General features: G+C 71.9%; 16 protein-coding genes and 1 pseudogene. 9 read left to right on the forward strand and 8 right to left on the reverse strand.

What is annotated here, in order from left to right:
* Nucleotides 1-89: 89 nt before the first annotated feature.
* The 3 genes and pseudogenes from EIZ62_RS32925 to EIZ62_RS13185 all read right to left on the reverse strand — a co-directional run.
* Nucleotides 90-479 (reverse strand): annotated as a pseudogene (locus tag EIZ62_RS32925) (NADH-quinone oxidoreductase subunit C); the annotation flags it as partial.
* Nucleotides 476-1,054 (reverse strand): NADH-quinone oxidoreductase subunit B, encoded by a 579-nt coding sequence (locus tag EIZ62_RS13180; RefSeq protein ID WP_156692878.1) that lies wholly within the window; start codon nucleotides 1,052-1,054, stop codon nucleotides 476-478. The gene EIZ62_RS13180 and the pseudogene EIZ62_RS32925, both read right to left, overlap by 4 nt.
* Nucleotides 1,045-1,455, reverse strand: a complete 411-nt coding sequence (locus EIZ62_RS13185) for an NADH-quinone oxidoreductase subunit A (RefSeq protein ID WP_156692879.1) — start codon at nucleotides 1,453-1,455, stop codon at nucleotides 1,045-1,047. The genes EIZ62_RS13180 and EIZ62_RS13185 overlap by 10 nt, the downstream gene beginning before the upstream one ends.
* Before the next feature lie 181 nt (nucleotides 1,456-1,636).
* On the opposite strand from EIZ62_RS13185, the gene EIZ62_RS13190 reads away from it, so the two are divergent.
* The 6 genes from EIZ62_RS13190 to rarD all read left to right on the forward strand — a co-directional run bounded on the left by EIZ62_RS13190 (nucleotide 1,637) and on the right by rarD (nucleotide 9,704).
* On the forward strand, nucleotides 1,637-2,791 hold the full coding sequence (locus EIZ62_RS13190) for a sensor histidine kinase (RefSeq protein WP_156692880.1): 1,155 nt from the start codon (nucleotides 1,637-1,639) through the stop codon (nucleotides 2,789-2,791).
* Nucleotides 2,792-2,891: 100 nt separating this feature from the next.
* Nucleotides 2,892-4,205 (forward strand): sensor histidine kinase, encoded by a 1,314-nt coding sequence (locus EIZ62_RS13195; protein ID WP_156692881.1) that lies wholly within the window; start codon nucleotides 2,892-2,894, stop codon nucleotides 4,203-4,205.
* Between the two features lie 236 nt (nucleotides 4,206-4,441).
* The gene (locus EIZ62_RS13200) at nucleotides 4,442-5,101 is read left to right on the forward strand and encodes a response regulator transcription factor (RefSeq protein ID WP_280117739.1); all 660 of its coding nucleotides are present in this window, start codon (nucleotides 4,442-4,444) and stop codon (nucleotides 5,099-5,101) included.
* Nucleotides 5,102-5,388: 287 nt separating this feature from the next.
* Nucleotides 5,389-7,359 (forward strand): 2-oxoacid:acceptor oxidoreductase subunit alpha, encoded by a 1,971-nt coding sequence (locus tag EIZ62_RS13205; RefSeq protein WP_156692882.1) that lies wholly within the window; start codon nucleotides 5,389-5,391, stop codon nucleotides 7,357-7,359.
* The gene (locus tag EIZ62_RS13210; protein WP_156692883.1) at nucleotides 7,352-8,401 is read left to right on the forward strand and encodes a 2-oxoacid:ferredoxin oxidoreductase subunit beta; all 1,050 of its coding nucleotides are present in this window, start codon (nucleotides 7,352-7,354) and stop codon (nucleotides 8,399-8,401) included. The genes EIZ62_RS13205 and EIZ62_RS13210 overlap by 8 nt, the downstream gene beginning before the upstream one ends.
* A gap of 322 nt (nucleotides 8,402-8,723) precedes the next feature.
* A complete protein-coding gene (gene rarD / locus EIZ62_RS13215) occupies nucleotides 8,724-9,704 on the forward strand; it encodes an EamA family transporter RarD (RefSeq protein WP_244376201.1) in 981 nt (326 codons plus the stop codon).
* Nucleotides 9,705-9,749: 45 nt separating this feature from the next.
* Here the strand turns inward: rarD and EIZ62_RS13220 are convergent, their stop codons facing one another.
* Entirely contained in the window at nucleotides 9,750-10,142 is a 393-nt protein-coding gene (locus tag EIZ62_RS13220) for an SRPBCC family protein (protein ID WP_156692885.1), read from the reverse strand.
* Nucleotides 10,142-10,759 carry a CGNR zinc finger domain-containing protein gene (locus tag EIZ62_RS13225; protein ID WP_156692886.1) on the reverse strand — a complete coding sequence of 206 codons (618 nt, stop codon included), beginning with the start codon at nucleotides 10,757-10,759 and terminating at the stop codon, nucleotides 10,142-10,144. Before EIZ62_RS13225 ends, EIZ62_RS13220 begins: the two co-directional genes overlap by 1 nt.
* A 21-nt stretch (nucleotides 10,760-10,780) precedes the next feature.
* Here EIZ62_RS13225 and EIZ62_RS13230 point away from each other — a divergent pair, with 21 nt between their 5' ends.
* Nucleotides 10,781-11,233 carry a VOC family protein gene (locus EIZ62_RS13230; protein WP_156692887.1) on the forward strand — a complete coding sequence of 151 codons (453 nt, stop codon included), beginning with the start codon at nucleotides 10,781-10,783 and terminating at the stop codon, nucleotides 11,231-11,233.
* A 124-nt stretch (nucleotides 11,234-11,357) separates the two neighbouring features.
* Here the strand turns inward: EIZ62_RS13230 and EIZ62_RS13235 are convergent, their stop codons facing one another.
* Nucleotides 11,358-11,573 (reverse strand): hypothetical protein, encoded by a 216-nt coding sequence (locus tag EIZ62_RS13235; protein ID WP_156692888.1) that lies wholly within the window; start codon nucleotides 11,571-11,573, stop codon nucleotides 11,358-11,360.
* A gap of 348 nt (nucleotides 11,574-11,921) precedes the next feature.
* On the opposite strand from EIZ62_RS13235, the gene EIZ62_RS13240 reads away from it, so the two are divergent.
* A complete protein-coding gene (locus tag EIZ62_RS13240; protein ID WP_156692889.1) occupies nucleotides 11,922-13,271 on the forward strand; it encodes a M28 family metallopeptidase in 1,350 nt (449 codons plus the stop codon).
* Between the two features lie 102 nt (nucleotides 13,272-13,373).
* Here EIZ62_RS13240 and EIZ62_RS13245 read toward each other — a convergent pair whose 3' ends face one another.
* Both EIZ62_RS13245 and EIZ62_RS13250 read right to left on the reverse strand, forming a co-directional pair.
* The gene (locus EIZ62_RS13245; RefSeq protein ID WP_156692890.1) at nucleotides 13,374-14,585 is read right to left on the reverse strand and encodes a LolA family protein; all 1,212 of its coding nucleotides are present in this window, start codon (nucleotides 14,583-14,585) and stop codon (nucleotides 13,374-13,376) included.
* A 196-nt stretch (nucleotides 14,586-14,781) separates the two neighbouring features.
* Nucleotides 14,782-15,792, reverse strand: a complete 1,011-nt coding sequence (locus tag EIZ62_RS13250; protein WP_156692891.1) for a polyprenyl synthetase family protein — start codon at nucleotides 15,790-15,792, stop codon at nucleotides 14,782-14,784.
* 156 nt (nucleotides 15,793-15,948) lie between these two features.
* On the opposite strand from EIZ62_RS13250, the gene EIZ62_RS13255 reads away from it, so the two are divergent.
* Nucleotides 15,949-16,125, forward strand: coding sequence for a hypothetical protein (locus EIZ62_RS13255; RefSeq protein WP_156692892.1), 177 nt, complete (start codon nucleotides 15,949-15,951; stop codon nucleotides 16,123-16,125).
* The last annotated feature ends 16 nt before the right edge of the window (nucleotides 16,126-16,141 follow it).

Consider the following 16,141-nt stretch of genomic DNA (forward strand, 5'->3'; position numbering starts at 1 on the left):
TCCTTGGCGCCCGGCCACGCCTTGGCCACGCGGGCGGCCAGCACGAAGTCCTTCCGCAGCGGATGGCCCTCGAAGCCCTCCGGCAGCAGCAGCGGCACCAGGTGCGGGTGGCCGGTGAACGTCACGCCGAACATCTCGTACGTCTCGCGCTCGTGCCAGGCGGCTCCGGCGTAGACGCCGACGGCGCTCGGCAGGGCGGGGGCGTCGTGCGGGACGGTCGTGCGCAGCAGGAGCCGCCGCACCCGGCCGCTCTCCAGGGCGGCGACGTGCGCGCAGACGCGGAAGCCCGTGGCGGGCTCGTCGACGGCGCTGAGCCAGTCGAAATAGGTGCAGCCCAGCTCGTCCCGGGCGGTCTCCAGGGCGGCGGTCCAGGCGCCGGCGGGGACGTCGACCGTCAGCAGGTCGTAGGTCCGCTCGGCCGTCGCCTCGTCGCCGAAGAGCTCGGTGACGGCGTCGGGAAGGCGGTCGTACGCGGTCACGCCGTACCTCCCGGAGGGGGCACCAGGCCGCTGCGCAGCTGGGCGGCCGACGAGGAGCGCCCGTGGCCGTACCGCTCGCTGAGCGACTCGCGGGCGATCTTCTCCTGGAGCTTGAGGATGCCCTGGAGCAGCGCTTCCGGTCGCGGCGGACAGCCGGGTACGTACACGTCGACCGGGATGATCTGGTCGACGCCCTTGGTGACGGAGTACGAGTCCCAGTACGGGCCGCCGCAGTTGGAGCAGGCGCCGAAGGAGATGACGTACTTGGGCTCGGGCATCTGCTCGTACAGCCGCTTGACCGCGGGCGCCATCTTGTCCGTGACCGTGCCGGACACGACCATGAGGTCGGCCTGGCGCGGCCCCGGCGCGAAGGGGATCACGCCGAGCCGGATGAAGTCGTGCCGCGCCATCGACGCCGCGATGAACTCGATCGCGCAGCAGGCGAGCCCGAAGTTGAAGACCCACAGGCTGTAGCGGCGGCCCCAGTTGAGGACCACCTTCATCGGCTCGGGAGCGAGCCGGGCGAGGGCTCCGAGCCGCTTCGGCTCGGGAAGATCGACAGGGGTCACGTCCATGTCAGGACGCCCTTCTTGTACGCGTAGAGCAGTCCAACGGCCAGGAAGCCGAGGAAGATGAACATCTCGACCAGCGTCGTGGCGCCGTAGCCGGGTGCGGCGAAGACGGTCGCCCACGGGAAGAGGAAGATCGAGTCCACCGCGAAAATGACGTACAGAAAAGCGTAGACGTAGTAGCGGACCTGGGTGTGGGCCCAGCCCTCGCCCACCGGGTCGACGCCGCACTCGTAGGTCAGCAGCTTCTCCGGCGTCGGCACGACGGGCCGCAGCAGCCGTCCGGCCGCGAAGGCGACCGCGACGAACAGCACGCCGACGACGGCGAGCAGGCCGACGACCGAGTAGCTCTGGAAATAGTCGGCGGAGAGTACGGTCGTTGCGGTCCGTACGGTCGGCTCCGGCACGTCCGTGTCCCTCGCTCCCTGCCCTCGCGGCGATGCTTATGCGATCTGTACGCACGGGAGTCTAGGCCCTGGCAAAGCGCCGGTAATCAGCCGTGCCGCACTTCAGGTGGGGCTACCCCTACTTCGCTTCCCCCCACGAACCCCATGGCACGGGCGGGCCGGGCCCGGCAGGCTGGTCCGCATGACCGCACGCATGCGCTTCGACCGGCACCTCTGGAAGGAAGTCACCCACCTTCTGACCGATCTGCCGGTCGCCCTCATCGGCTTTGTCTACGTGGTGCTCACGGTGTCCCTGGGTGTGGGGCTGTCGGTGACCGTCGTCGGTCTTCCGCTGCTCGCCGCCGGCCTGGCGGGGGCGCGGTGGCTGGGCCGGGCGGAGCGGGCGAGGGCGAGGGCGCTGCTCGGCATACGTATCGACGAGCCCAGCCCGCTGCCCCGCCGGCGGGGCGCCGGCTTCTTCCCGTGGCTGTGGACGGCCCTGAAGGATCCGGTGGCGTGGCGGTGCGTGCTGTACGAGTTCATACGGCTGCCCTGGGGCGTGCTGACGTTCGCCGTGACCCTGGTGGGCCTGGTCGTCCTGTGGCCGGTGCTCCCCTTCATCGCCCGGGGACTGTCGAACGTGGACCGGGCGCTGGTGCGGGGGCTGTTGTCACCGTCCGACGAGCTGGAGCGGCGGATCGCGGAGCTGGAGTCGGACCGGGGCGTGGTCGTCGACACCGCCGCCGCCGACCTGCGCCGGATCGAGCGCGACCTGCACGACGGCGCCCAGGCCCGCCTGGTCGCCCTGGCCATGGGCCTGGGTCTGGCCAAGGAGAAGCTGCTGGAGGACCCGGAGGCGGCCGCCGCCATGGTCGACGAGGCCCACGGCGAGGTGAAGCTCGCCCTGGCGGAGCTGCGCGACCTGGCCCGCGGCATCCACCCCGCGGTGCTCACCGACCGCGGTCTGGACGCCGCCCTGTCCGCCGTCGCCTCCCGCTGCACCGTGCCGGTCACGGTGACGGTCGACCTGCCGGAGCGCCCGGCGGAGGCGATCGAGGGCATCGCCTACTTCACCGTCTCGGAGCTGCTCCAGAACGTCTCGAAGCACTCGCGGGCCCGCACGGCCGTGGTGGACGTCTGGCGGGCGGGCGACCGGGTGCTGATCCAGGTGTCCGACGACGGGTGCGGGGGTGCCCGGCTCGACGGGGGCAGCGGGATGGCGGGGCTGGCGGAGCGGCTGGGGGCGGTGGACGGCCTGTTCGCCCTGGAGTCCCCGGCCGGCGGTCCGACGACGGTCACCGCGGAGCTGCCCTGGCGCCGCCGGGAGGTGTCCCGCCTCGCCCCACAGGGGGGATAACCCCCGGTCGAAGACGGATACGAGCCCCATGGTGCGGGTCCGTCCGGGCCGGGAGTCTTGAGGTACGCGACAGGACGACGAGAAACGGACGGACGACCCGATGGCCCTGGCTCATGGACCGGAGACCCGGCACCACCGCCTCCCCGCTGTGCTGCGGGCGCCCGTGGAGGCCCGCACGTGGCGCGAGTTCGGCCACCTGCTGCTCGGCCTGCCGCTGAGCGTCCTCTACTTCGCCCTGTCCATCACGATGGTGTCGCTCGGCGCCGGCCTGGTGGTGACCTTCCTGGGCGTTCCGCTGCTCGCCGCCGCCCTCGTCATGTGCCGCGCGTTCGGCACGGTGGAGCGGGCGCGGGCGCGCGGTCTGCTGGGGGTGGAGATAGCCGAGCCGGCCCCGGTGCGCGGCCGGCCCGGCGGCGGGCTGATGGGCTGGGTCGGCGGTGTCCTCAAGAGCGGCGAGTCCTGGCGGCACTTCCTCTACTCGGTGCTGCACATGCCGTGGGCCATATTCGCCTTCAGCGTCTCGCTGGCCTTCTTCACCTACGGCTGGGGGCTGCTGACGTATCCGCTGTGGCGGTGGGTCTTCCCGGCGTACGCGGGGGTGGACGGCATCCAGCTCTACGGGGACGGCACGCACGAGTTCTACCTGGACTCCCCGGTGGAGGTGGCCGTCACCAGCCTGACCGGCCTGTTCTTCGTGCTCGTCACGCCGTGGGTGATCCGGGCCCTGGCGGGGGTCGACCGGCTGCTGGTGGTGGGGCTGCTGAGCCCGTCCCGGCTCGCCACCCGTGTCTCGGAGCTGGAGTCGGACCGGGGTGTGGTCGTCGACACCGCCGCCGCCGACCTGCGCCGGATCGAGCGCGACCTGCACGACGGCGCCCAGGCCCGCCTGGTCGCCCTGGCGATGGACCTGGGTCTGGCCAAGGAGAAGCTGCTGGAGGACCCGGAGGCGGCGTCGGCGATGGTCGACGAGGCCCACGGCGAGGTGAAGCTCGCCCTGGCGGAGCTGCGCGACCTGGCCCGCGGCATCCACCCGGCCGTGCTGACCGACCGCGGTCTGGACGCCGCCCTGTCCGCCGTCGCCTCGCGGTGCACCGTGCCGGTCACGGTGGAGGTGGACCTGCCGACCCGGCCGGCCCCGGCGATCGAGGGCATCGCCTACTTCACCGTCTCGGAGCTGCTCCAGAACGTCTCGAAGCACTCACGAGCGAGCCGTGCGACGGTCGACGTATGGCGAGTGGACGACAGGCTGATGCTTCAGGTGACGGACGACGGCTGTGGCGGCGCGGACGTGACCGGGGGCAGGGGCCTCGCGGGGCTGACGGAGCGGCTGGACGCGGTGGACGGCATCCTGGCGGTGCAGTCACCGGCCGGCGGTCCGACGACGGTCGTCGCCGAGCTGCCCTGGCGGGGCTGACACCTTCGGCCCCCCGCGGTCGCGCGCATCCCCGACCCGCCTCCCCTCGTGCTTCCCGTCCCGTTCACCCTCCCCTGGTGTTCTCCCTCCTCCGGCCCGGCCCGGTGGCAGGCGGCCGACGAGTTGTCCACAGGCCGACCCGCCGGGATCCGGGTGCTGGGATGCTGGGTCGCAGACGCGGGAATCGCGTGGTGCACATCGACTCATGGGGGAAGCGGCTTGTGGTGGAGGACAGGGTGCGCGTGGTCATCGCCGAGGATTCCGTACTGCTTCGGGAGGGCCTGACCCGGCTGCTGACCGACCGGGGGCACGAGGTGGTCGCCGGGGTCGGCGACGGCGACGCGCTGGTGAAGACGGTGGGCGAGCTGGCGGACGAGGGCGCTCTGCCGGACGTGGTCGTCGCCGACGTGCGGATGCCGCCGACCCACACCGACGAGGGGGTGCGGGCGGCGGTCCGGCTCCGCAAGGAGCACCCGGGCATCGGCGTGCTGGTGCTGTCGCAGTACGTGGAGGAGCGGTACGCCACCGAGCTGCTGGCGGGCAGCAGCCGAGGGGTGGGCTATCTGCTGAAGGACCGGGTCGCCGAGGTCCGCGAGTTCGTGGACGCGGTGGTGCGGGTCGCGCGGGGCGGTACGGCGCTGGACCCGGAGGTGGTGGCCCAGCTGCTGGGCCGCAGCCGCAAGCAGGACGTACTGGCGGCGCTGACGCCGCGCGAGCGCGAGGTCCTCGGGCTGATGGCCGAGGGCCGGACGAACTCGGCGATCGCGCGCGAGCTGAGGGTGAGCGAGGGGGCGGTGGAGAAGCACGTGAGCAGCATTTTCCTGAAGCTCGGGCTGTCCCCCAGCGACGGGGACCACCGCCGGGTGCTCGCCGTGCTGACCTACCTGAAGGGCTGAGGTGCGGCGCCCGCCGCACCGGCCCGGCCGGTCGCGACACCTGCCGGACGGACCGGAACCGAAGGACGAGTCGGGAGCGTCGTTACCGAACGGCGCGGGGGGAGACAAAGCATGATGATCCAGGGCGTAAGGACGTCTCCGAGCGACGTCCATCATGTGAGCGGTCCAGGGAAGGCGACCCTTACGGACGTAGGGTGGGCCTTGGGACGGCCGGTGGGCCGGCTGTCTCCCGAGCGTTCCCCCGTCGACGGCGGGGAGGCCCCTTGTCTCGAGGGAGGTCCAGTTCAGTGACCAGCCAGGTCAGTAGCCCAGCCGATCAGGCCGACGGGTCCGAGGGGATCCAGAGCGCCGGCGAGGCCGTCGTCGGGGAGCAGCGCGGCGGCCCCGCGCAGCACGGCGCGGAGAAGGAAGTACGACGTGTGGACCGGGTGATCATCCGGTTCGCGGGTGACTCCGGCGACGGTATGCAGCTCACGGGTGACCGTTTCACGTCGGAGACGGCGTCGTTCGGGAACGACCTGTCGACGCTGCCGAACTTCCCGGCCGAGATCCGGGCGCCTGCCGGGACCCTGCCGGGTGTGTCGTCGTTCCAGCTGCATTTCGCCGACCACGACATCCTCACGCCGGGCGACGCGCCGAACGTGCTGGTCGCGATGAACCCGGCGGCGCTGAAGGCGAACATCGGCGACGTGCCGCGCGGCAGCGAGATCATCGTCAACACGGACGAGTTCGCCAAGCGGGCGATGGCGAAGGTGGGGTACGAGACGTCGCCCCTGGATGACGGCTCGCTCGACGGGTACCGCGTCCACCCCGTGCCGCTGACGACGCTGACGATCGAGGCCCTGAAGGACTTCGGCCTGTCCCGCAAGGAGGCCGAGCGTTCCAAGAACATGTTCGCGCTCGGGTTGCTGAGCTGGATGTACCACCGGCCGACCGAGGGCACGGAGAAGTTCCTGCGGCGGAAGTTCGCGAAGAAGCCGGAGATCGCCGAGGCGAACGTGGCCGCGTTCCGCGCGGGCTGGAACTTCGGCGAGACCACCGAGGACTTCGCGGTCTCCTACCAGGTCGCCCCCGCCACCAAGGCGTTCCCGGCCGGTACGTACCGCAACATCTCCGGGAACCTGGCCCTGGCCTACGGCCTGATCGCCGCGTCCCGGCAGGCGGACCTGCCGCTGTACCTGGGCTCGTACCCGATCACGCCCGCGTCGGACATCCTGCACGAGCTGTCCCGGCACAAGAACTTCGGTGTGCGGACGTTCCAGGCCGAGGACGAGATCGCCGGCATCGGCGCGGCCCTGGGCGCGGCGTTCGGCGGGTCGCTCGCGGTCACCACCACGTCCGGCCCGGGCGTGGCGCTGAAGTCCGAGACGATCGGTCTCGCGGTCTCGCTGGAGCTGCCGCTGCTGATCGTCGACATCCAGCGCGGTGGCCCGTCGACCGGTCTGCCGACCAAGACCGAACAGGCCGACCTGCTCCAGGCGATGTACGGGCGCAACGGCGAGGCACCGGTGCCGGTCGTGGCGCCGAGGACACCGGCGGACTGCTTCGACGCGACGCTGGAGGCGGCGCGCATCGCGCTCGCCTACCGCACGCCGGTCTTCCTGCTCTCCGACGGCTACCTGGCCAACGGTTCCGAGCCGTGGCGCGTCCCGGACCTGGAGGAGCTGCCCGACCTCGGTGTCCGGTTCGCCACCGGCCCCAACCACACCCTGGACGACGGCACCGAGGTCTTCTGGCCGTACAAGCGGGACCCGCTGACCCTGGCGCGGCCGTGGGCCCTGCCCGGTACGCCGGGGCTGGAGCACCGCATCGGCGGCATCGAGAAGCAGGACGGCACGGGCAACATCTCCTACGACCCGGCCAACCACGACTTCATGGTCCGCACCCGGCAGGCCAAGATCGACGGGATCGACGTCCCCGACCTGGAGGTCGACGACCCGGCCGGTGCGGCGCGCACGCTGGTGCTGGGCTGGGGCTCGACGTACGGGCCGATCACGGCCGCGGTGCGCAGGCTCCGGGCGGCCGGCGAGCCCATCGCCCAGGCCCACCTGCGCCACCTCAACCCCTTCCCGAAGAACCTCGCCGACGTGCTGAAGCGGTACGACAAGGTCGTCGTGCCGGAGATGAACCTGGGCCAGCTCGCCACCCTGATCAGGGCGAAATATCTGGTCGACGCCCAGAGCTACAACCAGGTGAACGGCATGCCGTTCAAGGCGGAGCAGCTCGCCACGGTTCTCAAGGAGGCCATCCATGACTGAGGCGCTGAAGCTGGTGCCCAAGGCCGAGGCCAAGCAGTCCATGAAGGACTTCAAGTCCGATCAGGAAGTGCGCTGGTGCCCCGGTTGCGGTGACTACGCGATCCTCGCCGCCGTGCAGGGCTTCATGCCCGACCTCGGCCTGGCGAAGGAGAACATCGTCTTCGTCTCGGGCATCGGCTGCTCCTCGCGCTTCCCGTACTACATGAACACCTACGGGATGCACTCGATCCACGGCCGCGCGCCCGCGATCGCGACCGGCCTGGCCTCCTCCCGCACCGACCTGTCGGTCTGGGTCGTCACCGGCGACGGGGACGCGCTGTCCATCGGCGGCAACCATCTGATCCACGCCCTGCGGCGCAACGTCAACCTCAAGATCCTGCTGTTCAACAACCGGATCTACGGCCTGACCAAGGGGCAGTACTCGCCGACCTCGGAGGTCGGCAAGGTCACCAAGTCGACACCCATGGGTTCGCTCGACGCGCCGTTCAACCCGGTGTCCCTGGCCATCGGCGCGGAGGCGTCGTTCGTGGCGCGGACCGTCGACTCCGACCGCAAGCACCTCACCGAGGTCCTGCGGCAGGCGGCGGCTCACCCCGGCACGGCGCTGGTGGAGATCTACCAGAACTGCAACATCTTCAACGACGGCGCCTTCGACGTCCTGAAGGACAAGGAGCAGGCGGAGGAGGCGGTGATCCGCCTGGAGCACGGGCAGCCGATCCGGTTCGGCCCGGACGGCGCCAAGGGCGTGGTCCGGGACCCGGTCACCGGTGACCTGAAGGTGGTCGCGGTGACGCCGGAGACCGAGAGCCAGGTCCTGGTCCACGACGCGCACAGCGCCAGCCCCACCACCGCCTTCGCGCTGTCCCGGCTCGCGGACCCCGACACCCTGCACCACACGCCCATCGGGGTGTTCCGGTCCGTCCAGCGCCCCGTCTACGACACGCTGATGGCCGACCAGCTCGACACGGCCGTCGAGCAGAACGGCAAGGGCGACCTTTCCGCGCTGCTCGCGGGCAACGACACCTGGACGGTCGTCGGCTGACGGCCGGGGCCGCCGTCGACCGCGCCGGCACGCCCGCGAAAAGCCCGGGTTCCCTCCGAGGGGACCCGGGCTTCGTCGTGCGCGTGGCGCCGTCGTGCGCGTGGCGCGACGGTCGATCGCTGTGACGCAGGTGTCATGACCGTATGGCGAAACGGGCATGACATCGACCCTCGCCCGGCGTTACCTTCGTCGGCAGGGCATGGAGCAGGACCTGGGCAGGACCGGGCAGGACAGGGCAGTGCGGAAGGACGGGCGGCCAGTGGTGGCGCAGAGCGGCGGCGAACAGCGGGCTGGATTCCTCTACGGTGTGGCCGCCTACGGCATGTGGGGGCTCGTGCCGCTCTTCTGGCCGCTGCTGAAACCGGCCGGGGCCGTCGAGATCCTGGCGCACCGCATGGTCTGGTCCCTGGCGCTCGTCGGGATCGCGCTCCTCGCGCTGCGCCGCTGGGGCTGGATACGCGAGCTGCTGAAGCAGCCGCGCAAGCTCGGGCTGATCGCGATCGCCGCCACCGTGATCACCGTCAACTGGGGCCTCTACATCTGGGCCGTGAACGCGGGGCAGGTCGTGGAGGCCTCCCTCGGCTACTTCATCAACCCGCTGGTCACCATCGCCATGGGCGTGCTGCTGCTGAAGGAGCGGCTGCGTCCGGCGCAGTGGGCCGCGGTCGGCACCGGCTTCGCCGCGGTGGTGGTCCTCGCCGTGGGGTACGGGCGGCCGCCGTGGATCTCGCTGATACTCGCCTTCTCGTTCGCGGTCTACGGCCTGGTGAAGAAGAAGGTCAACATCGGCGGGCTGGAGTCGCTGGCCGCGGAGACGGCCGTGCAGTTCCTGCCCGCGCTGGCGTACCTGTTGTGGCTGGGTTCGCAGGGCACGGGCCACTTCGGCACCGAGGGCGCGGGGCACGCGGCGCTGCTCGCCGCGACGGGTGTGGTCACCGCCGTGCCGCTGGTCTGCTTCGGCGCGGCGGCGATCCGGGTGCCGCTGTCCATGCTGGGGCTGTTGCAGTACCTGGCGCCGGTGTTCCAGTTCGGGCTCGGCGTCGTCTACTTCCACGAGGCCATGCCGCCCGAGCGGTGGGCGGGCTTCTCGCTCGTCTGGCTGGCCCTGACGATCCTGACCTGGGACGCCCTGCGCTCGGCACGCCGCACCCGGGCCGAGGCCGCGGCCCTGCGGCTGGTGGCGGCCGAAGCGGCCGGTGCCGAGGCGGCCGGCGTGGAAGCGGCCGCGAGCGGTACGACCGGTACGGCGGCGGAAGCGGCCGTCGCCGGTACGAGCGGCACGTCCCGGCCGGCGCGCCCGTAGGTCACCGGCGGCCGTCCGGACGGCGAACCGGTCAACGGCTGGGCCTCAGGCCCCCAGGGCCTCCTCCACCCGGCGCATGACGCCCTGCCAGTGCGCCCGGCGCCGCTCGCGCTCCTCGGCGCTCGCGAGGTGCTCCTGGTGGAAGGTGAGGACGGTCCGGCCGGGGCCGTTCGCGGAGACGGCGACCTGGACGGTCGTCGTGCCGTGGGTGAGCCGTACCCGGTCGCCCGGCCGGTAGCTGCGCACCTCGCCGACGGTGCCGTCGGCCGTCTCGTACGCCGTGCCCTTCTCCGTGGGCAGGCCGCCTTCGGTGGCGCCGAGCCAGATCGCGACGCCCTCGGGGCTCGCGAGGAAGTCCCAGAGCGCGCCGACGGGCAGCGCCAGGGTCTTGGACACACCGATCTGCCAGCCCGCGTCACGGGTCAGTCCTGTGGGCATCACGCTTCTCCTTCCGCCTGGGCGCGGGAGCGGTGGGCCCGCACCTTGTTCCGGTTCCCGCACCGTTCCATCGCGCACCAGCGGCGGCGCCCGGGGCGGGAGGTGTCGACGAAGAGCAGGTAGCAGTCGTGGGCACCGCACTCGCGGATCCGGCCCGCGGTCGCGTACGGGCCGGTGAACAGGTCGATCGCGTCACGGGCGATCGTCGACAACAGCCCGGCCACACTCGCGCCGGGAGCCCACGCGCGCCGCCCTTCGTCCGTCAGCCGCACGGTCAGCGGGGGCCGGGCCGCCGCCGCGTTCAGCACGGCGAGGTCGGCGGCCGCGGGGGGCCGGCCGTACGCCCGGGCGACGCCCAGCCCGTGCAGCGCGTCGCGCAGCTCCCTCACCGCCGCGAGGTGCCGCTCCTCGACGGGCGGCAGCCGCAGGCCGGGCGGGGCCAGCCGGCTGGCCGCCACCCAGTCGAGGAGCCCGGCCGGGGTGTCCAGGACCTCGTACCGGGCGAGCGGGCCGGGGCCGCCCGTGGGCAGCAGTTCCAGGCACAGCGCCCCCGGGTCGAAGAGAAACGCGCGACCCTCCGGCGTGTGCAGGCGCAGACCTATTGCGGACTCACTCACGTAACCAATATAACTGGTTACATGACACCGCTCCACTGGAAGCTCGTAATCGACTCCTCCGACCCGCACGCCCAGGCCGACTTCTGGGCCGAGGCCCTGGGGTACGTCGTCGAGGACAACAGCGCCCTCATCGACCGGCTGCTCGGCCAGGGGTACGTGAAGGAGACGGAGACCGTCGAAGCGCACGGCCGACGCGCGTGGCGCGATCTGATCGCCGTCCGGCATCCGGACGACCCGTATCAGGAGGAGACCGGCATCGGGCAGGGCCGGCGGCTGCTGTTCCAGCGCGTGCCGGAGGCGAAGACCGTGAAGAACCGGCTCCACCTCGACCTGCACGCCGGGCCCGACCGGCGCGACGCGGAGGTGGCCCGGCTGGAGGCGCTGGGCGCGTCCGTGGTGCGCCGCGTCAGCGAACCGGGCGGGGAGTGGGCGGTGCTGACGGACCCGGAGGGCAACGAGTTCTGCGTCCAGTAGGCCCGGCGGCCCGTCGCCCGCCCACGGCCCGAGCCCGGCCGCCCGCCACCGGAGCAGGCCCCGCCGTCACAGGCTCACCTTCACAGGCGCACCGTCGCAGGCCCCGCCGTCAGACCGGCGGGGCCTACGGCTCGTCGCCCTCCGCCCAGCGGAAACCGCGCAGGCCCACGTCCTCCTGCGCGCCGGCCCGCTCGTGGTGCGCCCCGCTCCTCCGCCGCCACGCGTGGAGGGCGCCGACCACCGCGGCGCACAGGCACAGCATCACCAGGGCGAAGACCACCGCGACGGGGGCGAAGAGCCCGATCAGCCCCTCGATCATGTGGGACGGTTCGAAGTGCACGATCACTCACCTCCTCCGGGCGCTCGGCGCACACGACGCCGCTTGGGCCAGCATGGCGCGCCCCGGTCCGGGGAGGGCGCTCCGCGCCCGAAAGACCATGTGGCGTTGTCCATTCCGTGACCGCATCTGCATGAAGTGGTCCGATATCCGAACGCCCGTGACCGGATTACGCCCTTGACGTTGAGTCAAACTCTCGCTGAACATTCAGCACGCACATCGCAACGCACACCGCACCAAAAAGCGCCGTCAGCTCCACCAGCGCCACCAGCTCCAACGCCCCGCGTCATCGCCGACCGGGGCGTCTCGCACGTTCCGTTCCCATCCCCGTACGGAATCCGGAGCCCCCACATGAACGTCTCCGCGCACCACCACATACCCAGACGGACGGCCGCGATCGCCGCCCTCGTCCTCGCCGGGCTGCTGGCCACCGCCGCCCCGGCCGCCACCGCGGCAACCACAGCCACGGCCACGGCAGCCGCACCCGCCGCAGCCGCGGCCGCACCCGACATCCCGATCGCCAACGTCAAGGCGCACCTGACCCAGTTCCAGTCCATAGCCGGCGCCAACGGCGGCAACCGGGCCCACGGCCGCCCCGGCTACAAGGCGTCGATCGACTACGTGAAGGCCAAGCTGGACGCGGCCGGGTTCACCACCACCGTGCAGCAGTTCACGACCAGCGGCGCCACCGGCTACAACCTGATCGCCGACTGGCCCGGCGGCGACGCCAACCAGGTGCTCATGGCCGGCGCCCACCTCGACTCGGTCTCCTCCGGCGCCGGCATCAACGACAACGGTTCCGGCTCCGCCGCCGTCCTGGAGACCGCGCTCGCCGTCTCCCGCGCCCAGCTCAAGCCGGCCAAGCACCTGCGCTTCGCGTGGTGGGGCGCGGAGGAGCTGGGGCTGGTCGGATCCAAGTACTACGTCAACAACCTGCCGTCCGCCGAGCGTTCCAAGGTCTCCGGCTACCTCAACTTCGACATGATCGGCTCGCCGAACCCCGGCTACTTCGTCTACGACGACGACCCGGTGATCGAGAAGACCTTCAAGGACTACTTCGCCGGCCTCGGTGTCGCGACCGAGATCGAGACGGAGGGCGACGGCCGCTCCGACCACGCCTCGTTCAAGAACGTCGGCATCCCGGTCGGCGGTCTGTTCACCGGCGCGAGCCGGGCGAAGTCCAGCGCGCAGGCGCAGAAGTGGGGCGGCACGGCCGGCCAGGCCTTCGACCGCTGCTACCACTCCTCGTGCGACAACACGTCGAACATCAACGACACCGCGCTCGACCGGAACAGCGACGCGGTCGCGCACGCCGTCTGGACGCTGTCGGCGGGTACGACGGAGCCGCCGACGGGCGACACGTACGAGAACACCGCCGACGTCGCCATCCCCGACAACGGCGCGGCCGTGACGTCCACGGTCACCGTCTCCGGCCGTAGCGGCAACGCCCCCGCGACGCTCAAGGTGGGCGTCGACATCGTCCACACCTGGCGCGGCGACCTGGTCGTCGACCTGGTCGCGCCCGACGGGACGGCGTACCGCCTGAAGAACTCCAGCGGCAACGACTCGGCCGACAACGTGCAGACCACCTACACGGTCAACGCGTCGAGCGAGGCGGCGAACGGGGCGTGGAAGCTGCGCGTCCAGGACGTGGCGGCCCAGGACACCGGGTACGTCAACGCCTTCCGCCTGACGTTCTGACCCACCGCGCCCGCGAGGGCCGCGACACAGACGGGTGCCCCGCCCGGAGAGTCACCCTCTCCCGGCGGGGCACCAGCCAACCCGGGGAACCCGCGCGGTCCGCTACTTCGCGGCGTTCGCCGCGCCGACCAGGGCCTCGGGGGTCACCGCACCCACGTAGACCTTGCCGTCGTCGGTCATCAGGGCGTTGACCAGGCGCGTCTTGAAGACCGTGCCGGAGCCGAACTTCCCGGTCACCTTGTCGCCGAGCGCGTCGAGGAACTGCTGGGCCTCGGCGGGGGCGTCCTCCGGGACCTCCGACGGGACGCCGCCGGCCGGGCCGCTGAGCTGGGCGATGGACGTCCAGCCCTCGCCGATGACGTTCACGCCCTCCTCGCCGAGGAACTGCTCGGGGGCCTCCCCAGGCTTCCCGGCCTCCCCGGGCTTGCCGAAGGGCTTCGAGGGCTTGCCGGGTGCCTCGTGCTCCGCCCCGCCTGCCGGCTCCTCCGTCACCTTGGTGCCCTTGGGCGGGGTGAAGTCGAAGGTCGACGCGTCGGGCTTGGCGAAGTCCACCTTGGTGAAGCCCGCGTCGATCGCGGCCTTGCCGCCGCTGCTCGGGGTGAGCGTGAACTTCAGCGGTACGCCGTTGTCCGCGTCCACCGCGACCTTGATCGAACCGATCGTCGAGCCGCTCTGCTTCGGCTTGATGACCAGCTGGTACGCGTCCCGCCCGGCGACCCGCGCCGTACCCTCGACCGTCACCGACGTCGTGGGGTCGACGGCCTTCAGCGCCTCGTCCACGAGGTCCTTGGGCGTGGCGGGCATCCCCGGCCCGGGCGCCTCCGACGCCCCCGGGGCCTCGGACGAGCCGTGCCCGGTCGAGTGGACGGCCTCCTTGGACGCACCGTCGTACGCCCACACGTCGTCCCCGTCGCGCACCATGGTGTACTCGTCGGCGGCGGAGCCCACGACGCTCAGCCGCTGCTTGTCCGGGCCGTCCGCCGCGACGCGCAGGGTGTGCGTACCGGAGGCGAACTCCATCAGCTTCCCGAGCCCCTCGCCGCCTCCGGCGCCCGCGCCGAGGTCGCCGCCGAGCCCGCCGAGCGACGGGAGTCCCAGGTCCGTCGTCACCTTCACCGTGCCGGACAGCCGCTGCACGTCCGACGCGGCGATCTTCTCCACCAGCTGCTGTGCCGTGATCCCGGGCAGCTCGGGGTCCCCACTGGCCGCGAGCGCCGGGACGAGCCCGATCGTCGCCGCCGCCACCCCCGCCACCGCGACCGGGACCGCGTACCGGGCCGTCCTGCGGCCCCCGGCGCTGTCGTTCGGTGCCATGTGTGCCTACCTCCGTGGTCAGCGATCCGTCTGTATCCATCTGACCAAGGGCGGCGGGCCCGGGGCGTCAGTCCCCGGGCTCAACTTGCGTACTGCTGAAGGATGACCCCGACCCCGAGACGCCTGACCCGGACGGGGGGTACGCCACCGCCCGGAACGGGGGGTACGCCACCGCCCGGGACTGACGGAGGACGCCCTAACCCGCCCGGTGCACCACCAGGTCGCACAGCTCCTCGAGCGCGGCCTTGGCGTAGCAGTCCGGCAGCGGCGCCAGCGTCGCCCGCGCCTCCTGGGCGTACCGGACGGTGTCGCGCCGCGCCTGCTCCAGCGCCGGGTGCAGGCGCAGCCGCCGCAGGGCCTCCGCGTGCCGGGCGTCGTCCGTCAGGTCGCTGTCCAGCAGCGCGACCAGCTCCAGGTCCTCCGCCGCGCCGCCCGAGGCGGCCCGGGCGCGCAGGTGCAGCACGGGCAGGGTGGGGATGCCCTCGCGCAGGTCGGTGCCCGGCGTCTTGCCCGACTCGTGGGAGTCGGAGGCGATGTCCAGGACATCGTCGGCGAGCTGGAAGGCGACGCCGAGCCGCTCGCCGTACTGGGTGAGGATGTCCACGACTTGCTCGTCGGCGCCGGACATCATCGCGCCGAAGCGGCCGGAGACGGCGATCAGCGAGCCGGTCTTGCCGGCGATGACGTCCAGGTAGTGCTCGACCGGGTCGCGGTCGTCGCGGGGGCCGGCCGTCTCCAGGATCTGACCGGTGACCAGGCGTTCGAACGCCTCCGCCTGGATGCGCACCGCCTCGGGCCCGAGGTCCGCCAGGATGTGTGAGGCGCGGGCGAAGAGAAAGTCACCCGTGAGGACGGCCACCGAGTTGCCCCAGCGGGCGTTGGCGCTGTCCACCCCCCGGCGGACGTCGGCCTCGTCCATGACGTCGTCGTGGTACAGCGTCGCGAGGTGCGTGAGCTCGACGACGACGGCAGAGGGCACGATCCCCGGTGCGTGCGGGTCGCCGAACTGGGCGGCGAGCATCACCAGCAGCGGGCGGAAGCGCTTGCCCCCGGCCCTCACCAGGTGCTGGGCCGCTTCCGTGATGAACGGCACGTCGCTCTTGGTGGCGTCGAGGAGCCCTGCCTCGACGGCCGCCAATCCGGCCTGGACATCGGCCTCGAGAGCCTGGTCCCGCACGCTCAGCCCGAACGGCCCGACTGCGGTCACGAGGGGGTCTCCTGTCTGCTGACGATCACACGGATTGTCGATGTGTCGCTGGATTCACTCAAGTCAGCGTATCCGGTCGCCTTTCGATCACCGTGGGCGCCTTCCGCCGTCCCCCGGTATGTTCAAAACCAGCTCATATGATCAGGAGCGAGCCCTTTGTCCGGTACAGCCGAGGAAACGAGCGGACCGGGCGGCGCAGGCCCGGACGAGCGGCCGCCGCCGCACGACGATCATGCCTTCCCGGGCCGGCCCCGGGGGCTGCCGTACGGCCGGCTCGGCGACCACGGCCGGCTCGCCCCCCGGCTCCGCCGCACCGTGCTCCCCGTCCGCTGAGCCGCCCCCCACACGC

It is taken from the genome of Streptomyces ficellus, from assembly GCF_009739905.1.
GTDB classification, from domain to species: Bacteria; Actinomycetota; Actinomycetes; order Streptomycetales; family Streptomycetaceae; genus Streptomyces; species Streptomyces ficellus_A.